A 20,457-nucleotide genomic window follows, 5' to 3' on the forward strand; every position below is an offset into this window, starting at 1 on the left:
ATCATCCGGTTTTTCAATTTGAGGCATAGTTTTTCCCAGCCTCTTTTCAGATTGAAACGTCAACGATCGAAGTCGAAAAAACGCTTATCAATCTTATTCTATTCATATGACAGCTCTACAAAATACGCGGCCCGCTTTTTTAAGTGTGAAGTCGTTGCCCAAATTTCGTGAAAGCCGATGCTTTTTTTGCCAAGCTGATTCCAATAATAATCAAGCAGGCTTCCATGCTGCTCTAAAAAACTGTCTTCCAAACGATTGACCATCAGCTTATTGTCCGGAAAATAAATATCCGCATCGGAAACTTTGACGGTATCTTTGACAAAAATCTGAACCACGTTCGTACAATGCGATTTGACAATATATCGTTCCTCTGGATGTCGCTTCAAATACGAAAGAAGATTGAAAATAGAATCTGAATTGCTTGCCATGTCTGCCCTTCTCTCTTAAAAAACATGCTGAATCTCAAAATGGCCGCTTAATTTCAAGCCATTTTTCTCACTGAGAATACGATCAAAAAATCGATGAAAACAAAAATTGACGTTGCCAAAAAGACGCTCTGATAACTGAATATGCTTGAAACCGCAGAACCGATCATTGGTCCAAACATCCCTCCTGCCGCTTGAAACGACTGATTCCAACTGAATATTCTGCCAAACGCCTCGTGCGGAACCGAGATCGTCAAAACGGTCTGAACGGCCGGAAGCATTGCTGCATTCGCCATGCCTAAAGCAAAGCGTAAACCTCCGAGCGAAACCGGACTCGATGCAAAATACATCGGAATAAACAAACAAGTTGCCAAAATCAAACCAAGCATCAAAATTTTTAGCGGTCCGACCTCATCCATCTTGTTTCCTAATCTCGATGCAACAAGCAAAGTGCCAAACCCGGGCATTGCAGCAACGATGCCGCTAACAAACGAAATATTGCCGACGCCATGCATTAATTGTTTGACCAATAAGCTTATGATTGGCGAAATTGACATCAATGACATTTGAACCAACAGCGTAGTTGCAAACATGAAGAAAATCAGGCGACGATTTTTCAAACCTGCAAAAACTTCCTTCATCGGCTTCATTTCTTTAGCAGGAATCGGCGTAAAGTGCTCTTTTGTCGTCAAAGTCATCAAAAAGACGATTCCCATCAAGACGCCAAATATCATAAACGGGGCACGATATCCGAAAATACCAGCAATCGCGCCTCCAAACATTGGACCAAGCAAGTTGCCGGTCACGCTGGCAGTCATCATTTGCGACATGATGGCCCCAGAATGTCCCTTTGGAGCTTCACCGGCCATAAAGGCCGTCGAGTTGTTGATGTAACCAGAAAAAGCTCCCTGCAAAAGTCTCAAAAAGATAATCATGTAGACGTTGGTTGCAAGCCCGGTCAAAAAAACGGTAAACGTCATCACGCCGGAAGCACGCAGGCACATCAGCTTGCGCCCTTTTCGATCTGCCAGATTGCCCCAATAAGGAGAAACAACGGCCTGAGCAAAATAAGTAACCGAAAATGCCAATCCGGAATAAAAATTGATTTGCGTCCGGCTGTAATGGCCGAAACTTTCAATGTAAAGAGCCATAAACGGCATTGTCATCGAAAAACCAAGTCCAGTGATGAAACACCCTAGCCAAAGAGTCAAAAAAGTTCTTCGCCAAGAAGCCGGCATATCCTTGTAAATCAAAAAACATCACTCCTCGCTAGATACTTTCAATTATCACTCTTACTCAAAAATTTTTCAATATCCAATCTCTTGTGCAGCGCTTTCTTATTAAGATTAGTTTTCCTTTAACATTAAAATTCTAATCATCAAGATCTTCTTCAATGTTAAGTCCGAAAATTTCAGCTTCCGGTGAATCGCTCGGTGCAGGATGAACTACTAAAATTGCAATTGCACCTTTTTCCGAAACGTATCCAGCAAACAGGCAGACTTCTTCAACAACGTATGCCAAGCCGTCGGAATTGTAGATATACTGTCCTGCAACAGGCATTGTCTCAAAAGCAGTCTTATTCATCCGATAAAACGAACCGGATGAGTCATGCATTACAAGCAAAACTTTATTCATTCAAAAACCCTCCTTGACTTGAAAAAAGAGCCGCCTCTTTATGAAACGGCTCATGAAGCCGCTAATATCCTAAAAGCAGCTAGACATAATTAAACATTGATGACTTTTTCCAAAAAAGATTTCGTCCGTTCGTTTTGCGGATGATCAAAGACCTCTTCAGGCGTTCCTTCTTCGACAACGTTTCCATCAGCCATGAAAACGACTCGATCGGCGACTTCTTTTGCAAAACCCATTTCGTGGGTAACAACGACCATCGTCATTCCTTCTTTGGCCAATTTCTTCATTACGTTCAAAACATCCCCGACCATTTCAGGATCAAGTGCTGAAGTGGGTTCATCAAACAACATGATATCAGGTTTCATTGCCAAAGCACGAGCAATTGCAACGCGCTGCTTTTGTCCGCCTGAAAGCGAGGCTGGCATTGCATCAAACTTATCTTCCAAACCAACAGTTTCAAGAAGATTCCGTGCCTGTTTTTCTGCTTCCTCTTCAGACATTTTGCCAAGTTCAACAGGTGCCAGCGTAATATTTTTGCTGACGCTCAAATTGTTGAACAAATTGAAATGCTGAAAAACCATGCCGATGTTTTCACGAGCCTTATCGATATCGGTCTTCGGATCACTGATGTCCTGACCGTCAATCACGATTGTTCCGGAAGTAGGTTCTTCAAGTTTGTTCAGACATCTTAGAAGCGTACTTTTGCCCGACCCGGAAGGCCCGATCAAAACAACGACTTCATTGTTTGCTACTTTAAAATCAATTCCTTTTAAAACATGATTTGATCCATAGTTTTTAACAAGATTTGTAACGTTAACTTTCAATTCTGCCATTAGTCTTTAATCCTCCGTTCTACCCACTTTGATAACAGCGTCAACACTGTGATGAGAACCAAGTAGATTACTGCAACGATCGTCCAAACACGGAACCCTTCAAGGTTACGTGCAATAATAATCTTGCCGGTCTGCGTCAGTTCAAGCAAACCGATAACAGAAAGAATCGAAGTATCCTTCAAGGTAATGATAAATTGATTGATAAATGAAGGTATCATGATTTTGATTCCTTGAGGCAAAACAACCTTGCGCATCGCTTTTCCAAACGGAAGGCCAAGACTCCTGGCAGCTTCCATCTGTCCTGAATCAACGGCTTCGATTCCGCCTTTGACAAATGCCGCAATATATGCGCCTTCATTCAGCATCAACGTAATCACGCCCGCAACGAATGCCGGAATCTTGCTGCCGGTCAAACTTGGAATTCCGTTATATATGAACAACGCCAAAACAATCAACGGCAAGCCGCGGAAAATATAAATAACCGCCCCTGAAACTCCTTGGGCAATCTTATTCGGAACAACTCCTAAGAAACCAATCAAAATTCCGAACAGCGTCGCACAGATAATTGAAATAACCGTAAGCTTGATTGTTTCAAACAAACCAGAAACGATTACTCCGCCGTTTTCTTTAAGCAATCCGATAATCGTATGACTGTTTGCAGCTTTTTCCTTTTTGGCATGCGTAGCCTTTTCGCCAGTGTAGCGTTCGATGATCTTGTCGTATTCACCGTTCTTTTTAAGTTTGGCCAAACCTTCGTTGAACATTTTCATAAGTTCTTTGTTATGGCCTTTCTTGACCGCAAATCCGTAATCTCCAATATTTGTCGACTTGGTTGCAATTTTAAGTCCCAAACCGGTTTTAACTCCATAGGCCAAAACGGCGCTGTCTTCAAAACATCCAGCCGAATTTCCGTTTTTGACATCGTTGTACATATTGTCGGAATCATCAAAAGTTACGACCTTGAATCCATATTTGTCCTTGATTGAGTTGGCATAATCAGCACCGGAAGTACCGGTTTTTACGGCAACTTTCTTGCCTTTCAAATCTTTTAAGGATTTAAAGTCGCCATTAGGCTTGACGCCCATGACGATTCCCGATGAATAATAAGGATCGGAAAAATCAAATTTGGCTTTGCGTTCGTCCGTAATCGACATTCCGGCAATTACGCCGTCCGCCTGGCCGGAACTGACCGATTGAACGGCAGCATTGAATCCGACAGGACGAATCTTAATTTTGAAGCCTTCCTCTTTCGCAATCGCACGAATCAAATCCATGTCAATCCCGACGTATTTATTGTCTTCGTTGGCATAGACAAATGGGGGAAAGGTAACATCAGTATCAATAACGTAAGTCTTTTCAGATGCTTGCGCAGTCGAAGACGGCTGGACCGTGAACCCTATCATGAACAACCCTAAAAAAGCACATAGCATTGAAACAATTTTTTTCATTAGCGAACTTCCCCTTCTCTAAAAAATGGTATGGTCTCAGTATAGCATATGATTGTCACAAAATGCTACATTAAAGCATTATAATCTTTTTTTAATAATCTACGGAACCCGCTATCTTTTCATGTTTGTGTGATTTTTTGCATCTTTAAAAATTTTCTTCTTGAAATCATCGAGCTTCTTTTTGGACTATTCAAAAATTGAATTTTTATTAAACACAGCACGAAGTCTTTGCATGCTGCATGAAAAGCAACTGCCGACAAGGCGTTACTTTTTATGACATTTAAAAACCGTTTCGAAACTGTTTTTCTTTTAAATTAGTCATTTTTTGCCTAACTAGCCTTGAATTAATCTATATATAATTTAGTGCAAAACAAACAGTTTCATACTTCATCGTTTTGTTCGTTGATTTTAATTAGCCATTTCAAATTTCCTTTCAGAATTATTAATGCAAATCTTTTGATCATCGATTCTGTCAATTTTAATAAATTGGTTGTCTGAGAGTTCCTCAACCAATTTATCAATTGCTCGCGTCGATCCTTGTACCTGCATCTCGACCGTTCCGTCTGCAAGATTTTTAACCCATCCGGTCAGTCCAAGTTCGTTTGCGAGCATCGTCGAACGATACCTGAACCCCACGCCTTGAACTTTTCCGTAAAAAATCAAATGAAGCCTTACTTTATCGCAATCTTGATATTTTGCGCTGAATTTTTGCAAAACTGCCTTTTCTTTTTGAACCGGCTCAGACAGTTGTCCGAACCACTTTTTAATTCCATCAAACATTTTGATTACCTCGCTTTAGAAAAATGCCATTTAAATTATCTCAATACCGGCAAGCACGCTCAGAACTATGACGACCTTTTCTTTTATTTCCAAGCGTTTTCCGTATTCTTTTCTCGCATATGCATAAAGTGCCAGTCCTGGCAAATACAGTACGAACAGTCCCAATGCCTGCCAATATCTAAACATCAAAAGTACCCAGATCTGCGGCACGATGACACCGATCCCAATCAACAAGTTCCCATATTCCTCGTGCTCGTAGCTGTATTTAATTTGGTCCAGTCCGACAAAAAGAGAAGCCCCCTTCAAGTCCGTAAAATGCCCACACCATCACCATTAAAGATGATGAAATCTGCTTAAAAACACTTGTTGACTGATATGTACCAGAAATAGTGCGGCCATTGACTTTTCCCCAAAGATCCGCTGTTAAGATTCCTGCTTTGAAACTGACTGCCATTACAACGATAAACAAGGTCAAAGGGATGACTTTGGCACAAGTCACGATTGCATTTATGAATGATGCGGATTTTATACCGCGATTTACCAAAAAAGACAAAAACCACAAGATAAAAATTGAGCTGACGCTTTTTAAAAAGTTGCCCATCCCCCTCAATTCAGGCATAAAAAAACCGATTGCGCCAGAATCATCGCATAAGCAACGTTGCCCATCCATCCCGATATCCAATAGGTCCATCCTGACATGAATTCTCCCATTGGCCCGAAGCATTTGCCTGCATAGCCGAAAATCCCTGATTCAGATTGTTTTTGTCCCAAATTATTCAGCGAAGCAACCAGGCAAAACGTCCCGGTACCAACAATCAGCCACGCAATTAATGCTGGTCCCGGTGACGCTGCCTTTGCCAAATCGTTGCTAAGTCCAAAAATACCGGTGCCGATTGAAGATCCGACAATGCTGGTGGTCAAATCAAACTTTGTTTCTTTTTCATTACTTCAAGCAAGACGCATAAAAGATCAAAAGACGTCTCGATGCTCCTTTCTCAATATTTTCCAGCTGTCGCAGGCCTTTTTTTGCATACGCTCCTGCTTTTTTCAGCCGACCGCTTTCTTGATATTTTATATTATGTGAACGGAACTCGACACTAAAGTACCGAGCTTCCTAGTGGCAATAGCTACTTTTTAGCTATTATTCCTAAAAAACGTTTAGGCAATGCGTATTTAAAATACGGTAGTCATTTAAGACTCTCCAAGATATATCGCACTCGTTTCGCAAGCTCAGAGTGATACGCCTACATCAAATCTTATAGCCATTTAAGACGACAAGGTTCTGTCTCGCCTATATTTCTAATTAACAGTTTAAATTCAATGGTTTAATTGCTGTTTTTATTTTGCCTTCTTTGTATAATTTCAAGCTTTCTTTATATTTGATATGTTCTTTGGGATTTAACGCCCATGCTAAAATATTCCTGCTTGCATTTAAATCCCGTTCGATAATTGCTTCAGTATGCTTCGACACCCATTTTCCATCATTTACATCATGTTTTTCCTGGTATTTGGTCCCGTATTCCGCTTGACTAGTTTTGTAACTGTCAACTAAGATAACCGTTTTCCCTAAACGGTTAGCCATTTGAATCAGTAATCGTCCCATTTCATACGGCTTTATCTTCGCTAATTTACTATTCTTAGCTTTGTTTTGCTTAACGTTAATTTGATTTCGCTTCCTCATTTTCTTTGCGTTTAAATTTTCAATCGCAATTAAATCATTTTCAGCAAATAGTTCTTTTGCCATTCGCTTATATTCTGCAGTTGGAATGTGACTGCGTTTGCTGCTTAAATATCGTATATCTTCGTTTAATTTAGTTATCCTTTGGGATTTTTGGGACAACCAAGTTATTAAATCTCTTTGAGATTTCAACTTGTTGATTTCAGCTTCTAATTTGTCAGCTTTATCCGATACGTTCTTACTAAGATACAACTCATCATTATCAGATGTATGCCAAATTTTATTATTCTTCATATTCCAATCGGCACCAATCATATTAACAATTCCTTTACGTTCATTAATAGTTTTGAATACAATCTGAAGCTCAAACTGCCCGTTAGCTTTGCGTTTGATTTTAGTTGTGACAATCTTGGTATTTTTCATATTTTTAATGTTCTCAACAACTTGAATAGTGCCGTAATCTTGAATTTTAATAAAATGTGCTGAAATAATCTTGGCTTGTCCGCTTGAAGGGAGAGATACACAGTTTTTACTTTGATTGGGGCGCAAATAATTCAAAGACCCTTTACGATACCATGATTTATGTTTAGGATTATTATCATGTAAATTATTTTGATAATCCTTTTTAATTTTGTTTAGACATCTTAGACGCAGATATTAAATTTTTTCGGTATTCACCAAAGTTAGTTAAAATAGATACTAAGTATTCGTCTCTTAACGCTTGTGAGTGAATCCCGACTTTTTTGCCATCCCATTTGGATAATCCATATAAGTCTTTTAAGATTTTCGGAATCAAAACATCTTTAGCTAAAAATAACTTAGCTTTTTTGTTGTTCGGATATGGTCGTTTTAAATTTTTAACACCATAGGTCTTCTCTAAGTATTTAAGTACGTAATTGTATATTTTGTTTTTCGCTTCAATATTCCTTTCAAATTTAGCTGTCAAATCATTAGTGGCAACTAAACGATATCGTCTTACTCTAATATATTCAGTTGTCTTTGGCAGCTTTAGCATTTTATATCTTCCCTTTACTTTTCTTTTGTTTTCTAATATATTCTCTAATCATATCTTCAGAACGCTCACTCACAGTACATGCGAAATCGCTTGGTTGCCACAAATGACCTCCACATAATTTTTCTTTTATTTCCGGGTGGTGCATAAACAGCATTCTAGCTGAGACTCCCTTATATCCTTTCATCATTGAAGAAATGGAATGTTTAGGACTCGCATCAATTAACATATGCACATGGTCGGGCATGATATTGATTTCTATTATTTTACCCGAAAATTGTTCTGTCATACTCTTCAATAATTCTTCTAATTCTGTTTTTATATCAGCAATTAAGACATCGCGTCTATATTTCGTGACTAAAATCAAATGATATTGTAAAGAATAAACGCTACTTCTAGCATAATTTAATTCGCTGGAATGCTTTTGCATTGTCATCAACCTTATCATTGTTTATTATAACTTATAATTAATTATTTGCATTGTCAATTATTGAGCACTAAAAAAAGGCGCGTTCCTCTCGGTAATAAGTTACCGAGTTTCCACGCGCGCTACGCGAAAAATATCTGGGAATAATTCCAATTTACCATTGACATTTTTTCGCCATTTTTATATACTATAGAAGTTGATTGATTTATTGGGCATTCGCCAAATTGGTAAGGCAGTGGACTCTGAATCCATAATTTACAGGTTCGAACCCTGTATGCCCAATCTCTTTGATATTTTTAAAGTCAGGTTTATGCCTGGCTTTTTTTGTATAGTCCGCTTAAAAACAAGGCGCCGTTTCATCAACAACGCCTTGTTTTGACATACATGTCATTCATTCGCGAAATTTCTGGGTCTATACTAAATGGTGTTGATGATGATTTTTCAACACCATTTTTTGTATTCACAAAATATCTTCGCAATGCTATAAAATGAAACTATACAAATGCAGCTGAAGCGAAGCGTCCTGCACATGGCACGGGAGGGAATCACTGCGACAAGCATCGCCAGAATCTGTCACTGTTCGCCTTCAAGCGTCATCAGAATAATTGACGAAGCCGTTGAATTGAAGTCAAGAGTCGCAAGACTGCCCGAGAATCTCTGCTTTGATGAATTCCGTTCCGTGAACAGCACCATGTCATTCATCTGCTGCGACGCTGAAGGAAGTCATGACATCGTGGCTATTCTTGAAAACAGATTGACGAAGACAATCAGGGAGCACTTCATGAACCGCTACACGAACCGGGAAAGAGCTGCGGTGAAATCCGTAGTTGTCGACCTGAATGCCCAGTACATCAAGTTCATCAAGGCATTGTTTCCGAATGCCCGGATCATCATCGACCGCTTCCACATCGTACAGCTGGTCGGAAGAGCGCTGGGCAATGCAAGGATAAGCCTGATGAAGAAGATGAACGACTGCCACTGCAGGGAATACAAGATACTGAAGGCACACTGGCGTCTGTTTCACAAGGATTTCGCTGACCTTGAAGCTGACAGGTCAGTTTATTTACGGGGAGTCAATGAATACATGACGCAACAGAATGCCCTTGACCTGATTGTCAAAAATCACCCGCAGTTTGAAAAGGTCTACGATGCGTATCAGGATGTATTCAATGCACTGAAGGAAAAAAACAGGGAGAGGCTCATTGATGTCCTGGAAAACTACCGTCGTTCGGGTCAGAGCATGGACACAACTATTTCCACCTTGAAGAAGAACATGACAGCCGTTCTTAACAGCGTCGAGTATGATTTCTCCAACGGTCCGGTTGAAGGAATAAACCGCAGAATCAAGAGTCTGAAGCGCAGTTGCTTTGGATTCAGGAATCTTGATAACTTCAGGAAACGCATTGCGCTGATCAGAAGCTGACGCTGAAAGTGTTTTTGAGACAGCCTCTCTGAATACACTTCCTCCAGCCGTAGTTTCCGGCGGGTAAGCATTGTGATGTCAACCGCAACCGGGCAAAGTCGTGGAGCGTGCGGCAGAGACAAGGTGTGGAACCGAGCGCTTAGCCCGCGAGCACCAGGCCTGCTCGAACGCAAGCAGGCGAGCCTGCCAAGTAAGAGTACCTGGGCGGAACGGGCTGCGAGGTGAAACCCAGTTAGGTCGCAGCGCGTTCGAGCTTTGCAAATCAACGACAGGAATTCATACATGAATCCACGCCAGCGGAAACGCAGGCGGTGTTGATACGTAACTGTACCAATTTGAAAAAACACAGGAGAAACCGACGGGAACAAAAAAACTCCACTCCATTTCTGAAGTGAAGTTTTCGAGGTCATCAACACCATTTGACAAAGACCCACTTTTTTCTTATTTCCATCATAGCAAGCGATTGTCATGCATACGCAAAAAAACGGATGATTTGCAAATAATTGCAAATCATCCGGTTTTTCAATTTGAGGCATAGTTTTTTTCCCAGTCTCTTTGTTATTTTGAATATTTCCAAAACCGTTCGGTACTAGGAATTTTTTCCCGCCTTTTTGTTTCCTTGTTTTTTGACATAACGATCGGCATGTTTTTCCAAGTACTGCAACAACTTTGCTTCATTTGCAAATTCACGCGGGTGCTTTTGACCGTGCAAACGCAACGTAATCTTATTGATTTTGTCGCGACCGGTCCATGTATACGAATGTTCTACGATGAAACGATTCAAAAACTCGCCGTCACGCTTTCCAAACTTCAACACATAGACTCTCTCAGGCACCATCAACGGATTAACGTGCTCTTTTTCATACTCGACACCATGAGCATTTAAAAAATTTTTAGTTCTTCTCAACATTAGCATGTTTCCTCCTTTTTGACAGTTTTCCGTGTTTTTCTTTGCTTTATTATAGCATTTATCTCAAAAATATCAATCCTGAAAAAGCGTTTTGCTTTTTAAGTCCTTGAACACATCCTTTTCATCAAAGAACGTCCCCAGACTTTAAACATCGCTATAATAACAAAGGCTGGGATAACCTTCCCAGCCTCAATATCACCCGTACGGGGATCGAACCCGTAACTCCGCCTTGAGAGGGCGACGTCTTAACCAATTTGACCAACGGGCAAAATAACTTACTTTTTTTATTATACTCTGTTAATTTGAAAAGTCAACTATTTTTTTAAACGATCAAACGCCTGAATCGCATATCCGACGAACAAGATGAACACCCATATGGTGCAGAACACGAAAACCAAAGATATCAGCTTTGAATCAAAAAAACTTCTCGAAACGAAAAGCAAGACGTCAATCACGCTCCAAACTATCAGCTTTTCCAAACTACTTTCCACGTTCAAACACGACCTTTAATTCTTTAATCGGTTTCATGTCACGATCATAATACTGGATTCGATAATAATCCTCATCCGTTTCAAGAAGCGCGTACGTTCCTCCGATTGATGCGTATTTTCCTCTTGGAAAACTGATGCTTCCCGGATTGATCATCAAGCGTTCATCATTAAAACTTGCGCCCAACTGATGAGTGTGACCAAAAAATGCAATTCCGCAGCCTTCCTCTTGCATTTTAAAATCAAGCCGATTCAAACCAAAGCCCACGCCCAAAAGATGTCCGTGAACAAGCAGCATTCGATCGGGGCCGACCTGCTTTACCGCTTGTCCTAAAAATTCAGGATCATAGTCGCAATTTCCCCCGACGACGATCATTTTATCAAACAGTTCGTCGTCAGATTTGAGTTCTGAGTCGCCGCAATGAAACATCGCATCAACTTTTCCTGTATAATTTTTAACAAGTTTGCATAAAATATCGCGATCTCCGTGACTGTCGCTTACGATTAAATAAAGCATCTCCATGCCCCCTATTCGTTCCACCATTCGTCAAACTTTTCCAACAAATTTTCGGTTGCCTTTGCACGATGACTGACCTTATTTTTTTCTTCCATCCCGATTTCGCCAAAAGTCTTGCCAAATTCAGGATAGTAAAACAACGGATCGTAGCCGAAACCGTCTTCGCCATGCTTTTCATGCGCAATCAGGCCATAGACGTCACCGTTTGCCTCCAACGGAGTCTTGTCAGGCGCAGTAGCCACGATTGAACAATGAAAATGCGCCGTACGCTTTTCGTCAGGAACTTTCTTCAATGCTTTCAAAAGCTTTTTGTTATTAGCTTCATCATCATGATCACCCGCATACCTTGCAGAATAGATTCCAGGCGCTCCATTCAGCGCATCGACGACCAATCCGGAATCATCAGCCAAAACGGGAATGTTGAGTTTATCAGTCAGCGTTTGTGCCTTAATCAAAGCATTCTCTGAAAAAGTTTTGCCATTTTCAATGATTTCAACTTGTTCATTCAAGTCTTTCAAAGTAATAACCTCAATCCCTTTTGGTTCAAAAAGTTTGCGATACTCACGAGCCTTGCCGGCATTTTTGGTTGCTATCAAAATCTTAGTCATAAAACTTTACCTCAGTTTTTTATTTACGTTAATTATGCTCAATTTTTACGTCTTTTGCAAGCTGACTTTAATCGCTGCAAAAATATTCGAAAATCACTCTGTTACAATGTATAATGTTATGTAGAGACTTCAATAAGGGAGAACAAATCTGACATGCAGGAAAATTTTTACAATATCGCATCTTCAAAGGGAAAATTTTCATCAGAACTTTTAAGAGATGCACTTTTGCCGGAACTTTTGGGCAAAGAAAACAATATTTTATATTGGTCAGGAAAACGATTGGCGCGAATCTTTCCGCTCGCAAAAGATGAAGACCTTCCGATCTTTTTTGAACAAGCAGAGTGGGGAACGCTCAAAAGAACAAAAGCTAAACATGACAACCAGTATTTCGAACTCAGCGGAGAACCCGTTGCCTTGCGAATGCAATTAAACCCCAAGGCTGATTTCTTGCTCGAAGCCGGCTTTTTGGCTGAAACGATTCAATTGCAGCTAGGTTTCGTAACTGAAGCAATCATCGAAAAACAAACAAGCAATACCGTAACTTTTTTGGTTCAGGTAGATTCGAAAGACCCGATTGATTTTGCGGATTACGAACAAGAAGCGGCATCTCCTCTGCATTTGAACAAAGACTAAAAAAAGCTTCCTCGTTAAACGGGGAAGCTTTTTAAATCATCATTTTTTCTGATTAAAGGTACTTTTCGATGATTTTCTTCAAAGCATCTTTTTCGTGATATCCAATGACCGTGTCGACCACTTTGCCGTCCTTTTGAATAATCATCGTCGGAATGCTCATAACGCCGAATTTTTCAGCAGTTGCCTGATTTTCGTCAACGTCAACTTTGAAAAAGGAAACCTTTCCGTCAAGCTCTTCTGACAATTGTTCGACAACCGGTCCTTGCATCCGGCAGGGTCCGCACCATGTTGCCCAAAAATCAGTAAAAGTCAATCCTTGAGCCGTTTTTTCCGTAAAATTGTCATTCGTCAAATTTTCAATCATTATTCGTTTCTCCTCTCAAATTTGGTGAATCCTGATTCATGAGTTCATTGTAACACAGTGCCAAAAAAGGTGCGAAGTTTTTGCTTACTTAAAATAAACAACGGTTGCACCGTTTCCGCCGTTGCTTGGAGAAGCGAATTCAAAATGCTTGACGGTACGATGCTGCTGAAGATATTTGATGATTCCTTGGCGCAAAGCACCAGTCCCTTTGCCATGAACGATCGTAACCGATGGATAGCCTGCAAGAATTGCAGCATCCATATAGCGGTCAACGTTGACCATCGCTTCTTCGTATCGCTGCCCCCTGAGGTCGAGCTGCGGTGAAACGTGACTTGACCCGGACGACTTAAGAACGGTTCCGGCTCCACGCCTGTTATTTTCTTCAACCTTTATCTTCTCAAGATCGTCTTCATCGATTTTCATTTTTAAAATGCCAAGCTGAACTTCCCATTCGTGTTTCCCGAGGCGTTTCGTCAACACACCGCGTTGACCATACGTTTTGACGAGCACGTCGTCATTTTCATGAAATTCCTGCTGTTTCTTGGCACGCTGCAGCACTTTGTTCTTTTTGAGCATTATCGGCTGCTCAAGGTCATTCAAACGCGATCTTGCATCAATCAGCTCATTTTCTTTGATTAAAGACGCCCCGCTTTGTTTCATCTTGTGAAGTTCAGAAATTATTTCTTCTGATTTCTTTTGAGCATTCTCGATGATTTCGTTAGCTTTCCTTTTAGCGTTCTCAATCATATTGTCACGTTCGCGAACATAGGTTCCGTAGCCTTTTTCCAAATCAGCATGAAGCTTTTCTGATTCATCAAGATACTTTTTAAATCTTGCCTTCTCCTCTTCTGCTTCATGACGTTTCTGAACAAGATCGGCAATCATTTCGTTCAAATCCTGACTGTCCTGATCCGTCAGCTTCCTTGCTGCCTCCACAATTTCATCATCAAGTCCAAGTCGTTTGGAAATGTCAAAAGCATTGCTTCGTCCCGGAATGCCGATCAGCAGATGATACGTTGGCTTGAGCGTTTCAGCATCAAACTCCATTGAAGCATTGATCGTTTGCGGGCGCTCATAACCATAGGCCTTAAGTTCCGGATAATGAGTCGTTGCAACAACATAGCTGCCCTTGGCACCGACCGCATCCAAAATCGCGATTGCCAAGGCCGCACCCTCTTGAGGATCTGTCCCGGCTCCAAGCTCATCAAACAAAACCAGTGAACGTTCATCAATGCTTTTCAAAATTTCGACGGTATTCGTCATATGTGACGAAAACGTCGACAAGCTCTGCTCAATCGATTGCTCATCGCCGATATCCGCAAAAATATCATCGAATACGCCAATTCGACTATTTTCAAACGCAGGAATAAACAAGCCGGACTGTCCCATCATGCTGACCAATCCGAGCGTTTTGAGCGTAATCGTCTTGCCACCGGTATTTGGTCCGGTAATCACGATTGCCTGGTAATCTTTGCCGATTGCAACATCGTTTCGAACGGCCTTTTTTGAATCAAGCAAAGGATGCCATACTTGTCGCAGGTAGACGTCATTTTCTCTTGAAATCAACGGCTGAGTTGCTTTTAGATCATGCGCAAGTTTGGCCTTGGCATTTATAAAATCAAATTTGCCCAAAATTTTGGCGTTGTTTTCAATTTCTTCAGTATAAGGAGCAATCAATTCGGATAATTCTTCAAGAATCCGCTTGATTTCTTCTTTTTCAGCAATCTGCTGTTGACGCAAACGATTATTCAGCTCAACGATTTCTTTCGGTTCGATGAACAACGTCTGCCCGGAAGAACTTTGATCATGAACGATTCCGCCAAAAGCATTCTTATATTCTGCTTTAACGGGAATTACGTAGCGTTCGTTTCTGATTGTGACCAGCGAGTCGCTCAAATATTTTGAAGACTTGCCCCGTACGAAATTACCAAGCCGATTTCTGATTTCTCCTTCCGTTGTCGTAATCTGACGTCTCAGACTTGCCAAAAGAGACGAAGCCTCATCAGTTACGTGCCCGTCATTTTCAATCGACATCAACAAACGTCTTGATACGTCAGGAAGCGTCTCCAACATGTCTGCTTCGTCATAAAGATGATTCAGTTCGATTTCATCCGCTTCAAGATCTCGAAAGAACCGCTTCGTTTCATTCGTAACGCGCAAAACACGTCCTATTTCCGCAAGTTCTTTTGCGCTGAGCGAAGCACCGATGTCAAGTCTTTTTAAATGTTTTTTTACGGATTCAAGTTTCGGAATCGGAATTCCGCCCTTGAGTCTCAATATGTCAGCCCCATCCTTTGTTTCATCCAACGCTTGTTCGATCCATTCGTAATCAGATGACGGAGCCAACTCAAAAACCATGTTTTTCCCCATTTCGGTCGTTGCATACGCCAATAGCATATTCTTGACCTTATCGTATTCAAGCGTTTTTAAACCCTTTTCGTTCACGGCAAACTCCTTTCATAAATCAGACGTCTTTTATCGGAAGCCAATCGGAAATTATTTTTTCGGACAGACCAGGCGTCTTGTTCAAAATAAACCTTGCGATCGTTGAGTCATCGATTGAATTTCTCACCCTTGCATTTGGCCAAGAAGCAGCGAAAAGCAATGCAAAAAAGATGACGGCATACATCATTAAAAATGATGCCAATCCGCCCAAAATCCGATTAACCGATGAAACGACCGGTATTTTCGCAAAAATTCCGATTGAACCAGACATCATACGAAAAACGATTCCTAAACCGATTGTAAAGATCCAAAACAGCATAATCTGATAAAATGAACTGTTGAGATTAATCCCGGCAACTGCTAAAAAACCGTTTCCTTCATTAGCAATCTGAGGCATTTTTTCTGCAAAACAGGGTCCGTACTCATGTGCTAAATAGCCGGCAGCAAAGGCGACCGCAACGTAACCGACGACATTCACGATTGTTTGAACCAATCCCCTCCTGGCTCCTGCACGATATGCGATTATCAGCAATAAAACAATAATCAGCGAAACGCTCATTTGCTTCCTTTCTCTTCCCTTAATCTATCAAGTTCTTCCTGCTTTTCAAGACAATCTGACATTGCATTGATTGCCAAAAGTATTGCCGCTTTTTCAGTTGATAATGACGGCATCTGTTTGGAAATCTCTGCCAATTGCTCATTAAGCAGTCTGGAAACCGCATCCATCTTTTTGGGGGTCGTGTTTCCGATAATCGTATATTCGTTTCCGCCAAGCTTAATCTTGAACCGTCTCTTCATATCAGACATCGATTTCACCTCATAAAATATTATCACAAAGCCCTTCAGGCTATACCACTTTTAATTTTATCACAACCACTGTGCGAATGCGAAATTCAATGCCCGTAAAAAAAGCGAGTGCCAACATTGACCCTCGCTCAAATTTTTATTGCATGTTCTCGTCATTCAAAAACGTGTCCAAAACACCTTCGACCATGTCCCATTCTTCATCGCTTTCGATTTCATTCAAATCAACATCTTCGCCTTCTGCTTCGGAATCAAAGGAATAGGCAAGAACGTCAACCTGATCTCCCGGCTCCGAACCGGCAGGAATCAACAAAATGTATGACTTGCCGTAATCCTCAGAATCAAACGTGAACAAAACTTCGTAAAGCGTTTCATTGCCGTTGTCATCTGATACAGTAATATATTGTTCTTCATATGCGCTCATGCACGTTACCTCATTTCTTAATTTCTGCCAAAAGTTTTCCGGAAGCATCCAAATAATTTTGCAAAATAAGACTTGCTGCCAGCTTATCGATAACTTTCTTGCGTTTTTTTCTTGAAGCATCAGCTTGCTCAACCAGCATCCTTTCGGCTTCGACGGTCGTCAATCGCTCATCTTGAAAATCAATCGGCAAGCCGAACGTTTCAATTAAAAGCTCTCCGTATGCCTTTGAAGCCTCTGCCCGCGGACCGAGCGTATTGTTCATGTTTTTCGGAAGTCCCAAAACAAAACCGCAAACATCATATTTTTCAACAAGTTCTTTGACTCGCTCAATCCCAAAAATTGCTTCTTCCTCGTTGATTTTGATGATCTCAACACCTTGCGCAGTCCAACCAAGCTCATCGCTGACGGCTATGCCGACCGTCCTCGAACCAACGTCAAGTCCCATTAGTCGCGCCACTATTTCTCCTCCTTATCAAGGTATGAACGTACCAATTCTTCAATAATCTCATCACGCTCATGTCTTCTGATTAGATTTCGGGCATCATTGAGCCGCGGAATATAGGCCGGGTCACCCGAAAGAAGATAGCCGACGATCTGATTGATCGGGTTGTATCCCTTTTTTTCTAAAGCATCATAGACGGTTTCAAGCGTCTCACGAACATCTTTTTGATTATTATCTTCAAAATTGAAGTACATTGTCTTATCCAACGAACTCATCTTTAACACCTCCGCGGATCTATTCATCAATTATATTTTACTAAACAATTCAGAATGTCACAATCAATAAATCTTATTGTAAACGAATCGTAATCAGAATTTTGGAAAGCACTTACATAAATATCACAAAAAAGGGCCAGGTTTGACCCTGTCCCTTTAAATGACTATTTTTCAGCAAGCCACTTTTCTGCTGCCTTCAACGCTTCAGGCAATCCTTCAGGCTTCTTGCCACCGGCCTGTGCGAGGTTCGGACGACCGCCGCCACCACCGCCGACAAGCGGAGCAATCGCCTTAATCAAATCACCGGCCTTGATTCCGGACTTGATGGCATCATCAGAAACAGCAACGATCAAGTTGACCTTGTCACCGGATGCAGAACCTAAGACAAGAACGTCTGAAAGACTCTTTTCTTTCCATTGATCTGCCAAAGAACGCAACTGGTTCATGCCGGAAACTTTAACCGTAGCAGCAATCAGAGTCTTGCCGGCAACCGTTTGAACATTCTTGAAGACATCTTTTGCCTGTTGACTTGCAAACTTGTCTTCAAGTGCAGACACCTTATTTTCAAGCTCTTTGATTTGCTCCTGCAATCCTTGAACTTTGTGCGGAACTTCCTTGATTTGCGCAACTTTCATTTCAGCTGCGGTTTCTTTCAGAAGAACGTTGCGACGTTCCAAATACTCAAATGCTTCTTTTGACGTCACGGCTTCGATTCGGCGAACGCCAGCGCCAACTCCTGATTCGGAAACAATCTTGAACAAACCGATTTCGTTCGTATTTTCAACGTGATTGCCTCCGCAAAATTCCATTGAATAATTGCCTGCTTTGACAACGCGCACGGTGTCCCCGTACTTTTCGGTAAAGAGTGCAATCGCGCCAAGCTTTTTGGCCGATTCGATATCCGTCACGACCGTTTCGACAGGCATGTTTGCCCAAATTTTTTCGTTAACGATTTTTTCAACTTTTTCAAGTTCTTCAGGAGTCGTTGCTCCCATCTTGGTGAAATCGAAACGCAAATAGTTTGGCTCAACAAGCGATCCGGCCTGATGCGTGTGTTCGCCTAAAACGTCCCTCAAAGCCTGATCAAGCAAATGAGTCGCCGTATGATTCTTCTTGACCTTGTCATGGAATTCAACGTTTACTTCCAGGCGATATTTCGCATCTTTCTTCATTTCTGCCAAAACCCTGAGCGTGTGCATGTTTTGACCGTTAGGCGCATGCTGAACGTCCTTGACTTCAGCCACGACTTTTCCGTCTTCATTTTTGATGATGCCTTTATCGGCAACCTGTCCGCCCATTTCGGCATAAAACGGCGTCTTGTCAAAGATGACTTGTGCTTCGCCCTCAGAAACGACGTTAACAAGCTTGTTGTCAACGATAATATCTTTCAAAATTCCATCTGCGGCAAGTTTTTCGTAACCAACGTATTCGCTTGGCGTTTTAATGTCGGTCAGCAATCCGTTTTGAACGCCCATCGACTTTGCATTGCCGCGGGCAGATCTTGCACGCTCCTTTTGTTTTTGCATTTCTTCGTCAAAGCCTGCTTTATCGACATCAAGACCTTGATCGGCTGCAATTTCTTTTGTCAACTCCAACGGGAATCCATAAGTATCATAGAGTTTGAAAACGCCCGCTCCGGCAAGTTTCGTTTCGCCCTTTGCCTTTGTTTCAGAAATAAGGTCTTCAAGCAGACCAACACCGTCTTTGAGCGTTTCATTGAAGCGATCTTCTTCGTTACGGATGACTTTTTGGATATACTCGGACTGTTCCAAAACTTCAGGATATGCGGATTCCATGATTTTGCCGACGATTGGAACAAGTTTGTAGAGGAATGCTCCTTCAATGCCAAGTTTTTGGCCGTGCATGACGGCACGACGAATCAGACGACGAATGACGTAGCCGCGTCCTTCGTTTGAAGGAAGCGCGCCATCACCGATTGAAAACGTCACGGCACGCGCATGGTCTGCAATAACCTTGAACGAAATGTCCTTTTCGGCATCGTCGCCGTAATGAACGTCTCCTTTTGCCATCTTGGCCGTCTCATCGATAATCGGCATGAACAAATCCGTTTCAAAGTTTGTTTTGGCATGTTGGAAGACGGAAACGACACGTTCAAGCCCCATGCCCGTATCAATGTTTTTATGCGGAAGCGGTTCATAGGTTCCGTCCGGTTTATGGTTAAATTCAGAAAACACGATGTTCCAAATCTCGAGGTAGCGTTCATTTTCTCCGCCAGGATAATTTTCAGGATCATCTTCTGAAACGTTGTTCATTTCTTGACCGCGATCATAGAAAATTTCAGAATCAGGACCTGATGGGCCTTCGCCGATATCCCAGAAGTTGTCTTCTGCTTCATAAATATGACTGTCTTCGACGCCGACTTCTTTCCAGCATTCACGAGCAGCGTCGTCCTTTGGATAAACCGTCACATAGAGTTTTTCAGGATCCATGGCAAACCATTCTTCGCTTGTCAAAAGTTCCCATGCCCAAGTAATGGCTTCTTTTTTGAAATAGTCACCAACGGAAAAGTTTCCGAGCATTTCAAACAGCGTATGGTGGCGGGCAGTATGCCCGACGTTTTCAATATCGTTCGTTCTGATTGATTTTTGCGAGCTCGTGATGCGATGGTTCTTTGGTACGACCGTTCCGTCAAAATACTTTTTCATTGTCGCAACGCCTGAATTGATCCAAAGAAGCGTCGGATCGTCATGCGGTATGAGCGGGGCACTTTTCATCACATCATGACCCTTGCCCTTAAAGAAATCCAGATACATTTGACGCACTTGTGCGCTAGATAATTCCTTCATCGTTAAAAAATCCTTTCTGAAAGCAAAAAACACCGTTGCCAACGGGGACGCTGTCTGCGCGGTACCACCCCGATTGCAACGA

The 20,457-nt window shown here is 41.6% G+C and carries 26 protein-coding genes and 2 tRNA genes; 3 read left to right on the top strand and 25 right to left on the bottom strand.

The window, feature by feature from the left end:
* Window positions 1-98: 98 nt before the first annotated feature.
* From BMZ95_RS02435 to tnpA, 12 genes are all read right to left on the bottom strand, one after another.
* A complete protein-coding gene (locus BMZ95_RS02435) occupies window positions 99-428 on the bottom strand; it encodes a hypothetical protein (RefSeq protein WP_014073788.1) in 330 nt (109 codons plus the stop codon).
* Between the two features lie 53 nt (window positions 429-481).
* Window positions 482-1,678 (bottom strand): MFS transporter, encoded by a 1,197-nt coding sequence (locus BMZ95_RS02440; RefSeq protein WP_041820041.1) that lies wholly within the window; start codon window positions 1,676-1,678, stop codon window positions 482-484.
* Between the two features lie 118 nt (window positions 1,679-1,796).
* Window positions 1,797-2,060 (bottom strand): hypothetical protein, encoded by a 264-nt coding sequence (locus BMZ95_RS02445; protein ID WP_003698781.1) that lies wholly within the window; start codon window positions 2,058-2,060, stop codon window positions 1,797-1,799.
* An 89-nt stretch (window positions 2,061-2,149) separates the two neighbouring features.
* Window positions 2,150-2,890, bottom strand: coding sequence for an amino acid ABC transporter ATP-binding protein (locus BMZ95_RS02450; protein WP_014073790.1), 741 nt, complete (start codon window positions 2,888-2,890; stop codon window positions 2,150-2,152).
* Window positions 2,890-4,338, bottom strand: a complete 1,449-nt coding sequence (locus tag BMZ95_RS02455) for an amino acid ABC transporter substrate-binding protein/permease (RefSeq protein ID WP_014073791.1) — start codon at window positions 4,336-4,338, stop codon at window positions 2,890-2,892. The genes BMZ95_RS02450 and BMZ95_RS02455 overlap by 1 nt, the downstream gene beginning before the upstream one ends.
* A 408-nt stretch (window positions 4,339-4,746) precedes the next feature.
* Window positions 4,747-5,118 carry an acylphosphatase gene (locus tag BMZ95_RS02460; protein ID WP_046922685.1) on the bottom strand — a complete coding sequence of 124 codons (372 nt, stop codon included), beginning with the start codon at window positions 5,116-5,118 and terminating at the stop codon, window positions 4,747-4,749.
* 30 nt (window positions 5,119-5,148) lie between these two features.
* Complete coding sequence (locus BMZ95_RS02465) at window positions 5,149-5,352, bottom strand: hypothetical protein (RefSeq protein ID WP_046922684.1); 204 nt, start codon at window positions 5,350-5,352, stop codon at window positions 5,149-5,151.
* 31 nt (window positions 5,353-5,383) lie between these two features.
* Window positions 5,384-5,800 (bottom strand): amino acid permease, encoded by a 417-nt coding sequence (locus BMZ95_RS02470; RefSeq protein WP_159428731.1) that lies wholly within the window; start codon window positions 5,798-5,800, stop codon window positions 5,384-5,386.
* Window positions 5,725-6,039: an amino acid permease gene (locus BMZ95_RS02475; protein ID WP_052750373.1), complete on the bottom strand. Its 315-nt coding sequence runs from the start codon at window positions 6,037-6,039 to the stop codon at window positions 5,725-5,727. The genes BMZ95_RS02470 and BMZ95_RS02475 overlap by 76 nt, the downstream gene beginning before the upstream one ends.
* A 382-nt stretch (window positions 6,040-6,421) precedes the next feature.
* Window positions 6,422-7,354 carry a zinc ribbon domain-containing protein gene (locus BMZ95_RS02480; RefSeq protein WP_225354905.1) on the bottom strand — a complete coding sequence of 311 codons (933 nt, stop codon included), beginning with the start codon at window positions 7,352-7,354 and terminating at the stop codon, window positions 6,422-6,424.
* Window positions 7,355-7,421: 67 nt separating this feature from the next.
* Window positions 7,422-7,811, bottom strand: a complete 390-nt coding sequence (locus BMZ95_RS11400) for a hypothetical protein (protein ID WP_046922683.1) — start codon at window positions 7,809-7,811, stop codon at window positions 7,422-7,424.
* A gap of 1 nt (window position 7,812) precedes the next feature.
* On the bottom strand, window positions 7,813-8,244 hold the full coding sequence (gene tnpA / locus BMZ95_RS02485) for an IS200/IS605 family transposase (protein WP_046922682.1): 432 nt from the start codon (window positions 8,242-8,244) through the stop codon (window positions 7,813-7,815).
* Window positions 8,245-8,444: 200 nt separating this feature from the next.
* Between tnpA and BMZ95_RS02490 the strand changes: the two genes are divergently transcribed.
* Window positions 8,445-8,517: transfer RNA gene (locus BMZ95_RS02490), tRNA-Gln, on the top strand.
* Window positions 8,518-8,764: 247 nt separating this feature from the next.
* The gene (locus tag BMZ95_RS02495) at window positions 8,765-9,658 is read left to right on the top strand and encodes an ISL3 family transposase (RefSeq protein ID WP_159428732.1); all 894 of its coding nucleotides are present in this window, start codon (window positions 8,765-8,767) and stop codon (window positions 9,656-9,658) included.
* Window positions 9,659-10,247: 589 nt separating this feature from the next.
* Here BMZ95_RS02495 and BMZ95_RS02500 read toward each other — a convergent pair.
* The 5 genes from BMZ95_RS02500 to BMZ95_RS02515 all read right to left on the bottom strand — a co-directional run bounded on the left by BMZ95_RS02500 (window position 10,248) and on the right by BMZ95_RS02515 (window position 12,181).
* Entirely contained in the window at window positions 10,248-10,568 is a 321-nt protein-coding gene (locus BMZ95_RS02500) for a hypothetical protein (RefSeq protein WP_014073799.1), read from the bottom strand.
* A gap of 195 nt (window positions 10,569-10,763) precedes the next feature.
* Window positions 10,764-10,836: transfer RNA gene (locus tag BMZ95_RS02505), tRNA-Glu, on the bottom strand.
* A 46-nt stretch (window positions 10,837-10,882) separates the two neighbouring features.
* On the bottom strand, window positions 10,883-11,047 hold the full coding sequence (locus tag BMZ95_RS11245) for a hypothetical protein (RefSeq protein ID WP_014073800.1): 165 nt from the start codon (window positions 11,045-11,047) through the stop codon (window positions 10,883-10,885).
* 1 nt (window position 11,048) lies between these two features.
* The gene (locus tag BMZ95_RS02510; RefSeq protein WP_014073801.1) at window positions 11,049-11,579 is read right to left on the bottom strand and encodes a YfcE family phosphodiesterase; all 531 of its coding nucleotides are present in this window, start codon (window positions 11,577-11,579) and stop codon (window positions 11,049-11,051) included.
* A 5-nt stretch (window positions 11,580-11,584) separates the two neighbouring features.
* Entirely contained in the window at window positions 11,585-12,181 is a 597-nt protein-coding gene (locus BMZ95_RS02515; RefSeq protein WP_014073802.1) for an XTP/dITP diphosphatase, read from the bottom strand.
* Window positions 12,182-12,334: 153 nt separating this feature from the next.
* Here BMZ95_RS02515 and BMZ95_RS02520 point away from each other — a divergent pair, with 153 nt between their 5' ends.
* Entirely contained in the window at window positions 12,335-12,814 is a 480-nt protein-coding gene (locus BMZ95_RS02520) for a YslB family protein (protein ID WP_014073803.1), read from the top strand.
* Between the two features lie 52 nt (window positions 12,815-12,866).
* Here the strand turns inward: BMZ95_RS02520 and trxA are convergent, their stop codons facing one another.
* The 8 genes from trxA to alaS form a co-directional block, all read right to left on the bottom strand.
* Entirely contained in the window at window positions 12,867-13,178 is a 312-nt protein-coding gene (gene trxA / locus BMZ95_RS02525; protein WP_046922764.1) for a thioredoxin, read from the bottom strand.
* Window positions 13,179-13,262: 84 nt separating this feature from the next.
* Window positions 13,263-15,623 carry an endonuclease MutS2 gene (locus tag BMZ95_RS02530; RefSeq protein WP_014073805.1) on the bottom strand — a complete coding sequence of 787 codons (2,361 nt, stop codon included), beginning with the start codon at window positions 15,621-15,623 and terminating at the stop codon, window positions 13,263-13,265.
* 19 nt (window positions 15,624-15,642) lie between these two features.
* A complete protein-coding gene (locus BMZ95_RS02535; protein ID WP_014073806.1) occupies window positions 15,643-16,182 on the bottom strand; it encodes a CvpA family protein in 540 nt (179 codons plus the stop codon).
* A complete protein-coding gene (gene zapA / locus BMZ95_RS02540) occupies window positions 16,179-16,430 on the bottom strand; it encodes a cell division protein ZapA (protein WP_014073807.1) in 252 nt (83 codons plus the stop codon). The genes BMZ95_RS02535 and zapA overlap by 4 nt, the downstream gene beginning before the upstream one ends.
* A gap of 136 nt (window positions 16,431-16,566) precedes the next feature.
* A complete protein-coding gene (locus BMZ95_RS02545; RefSeq protein WP_003694544.1) occupies window positions 16,567-16,851 on the bottom strand; it encodes a DUF1292 domain-containing protein in 285 nt (94 codons plus the stop codon).
* 10 nt (window positions 16,852-16,861) lie between these two features.
* A complete protein-coding gene (ruvX, locus tag BMZ95_RS02550) occupies window positions 16,862-17,308 on the bottom strand; it encodes a Holliday junction resolvase RuvX (protein ID WP_004563438.1) in 447 nt (148 codons plus the stop codon).
* On the bottom strand, window positions 17,308-17,568 hold the full coding sequence (locus BMZ95_RS02555; RefSeq protein WP_041820043.1) for an IreB family regulatory phosphoprotein: 261 nt from the start codon (window positions 17,566-17,568) through the stop codon (window positions 17,308-17,310). Before BMZ95_RS02555 ends, ruvX begins: the two co-directional genes overlap by 1 nt.
* Window positions 17,569-17,732: 164 nt before the next feature.
* Entirely contained in the window at window positions 17,733-20,375 is a 2,643-nt protein-coding gene (gene alaS / locus BMZ95_RS02560; RefSeq protein ID WP_014073809.1) for an alanine--tRNA ligase, read from the bottom strand.
* Window positions 20,376-20,457 lie beyond the last annotated feature (82 nt).

It is taken from the genome of Ligilactobacillus ruminis DSM 20403 = NBRC 102161 (genome assembly GCF_900113455.1).
GTDB lineage: Bacteria > Bacillota > Bacilli > Lactobacillales > Lactobacillaceae > Ligilactobacillus > Ligilactobacillus ruminis.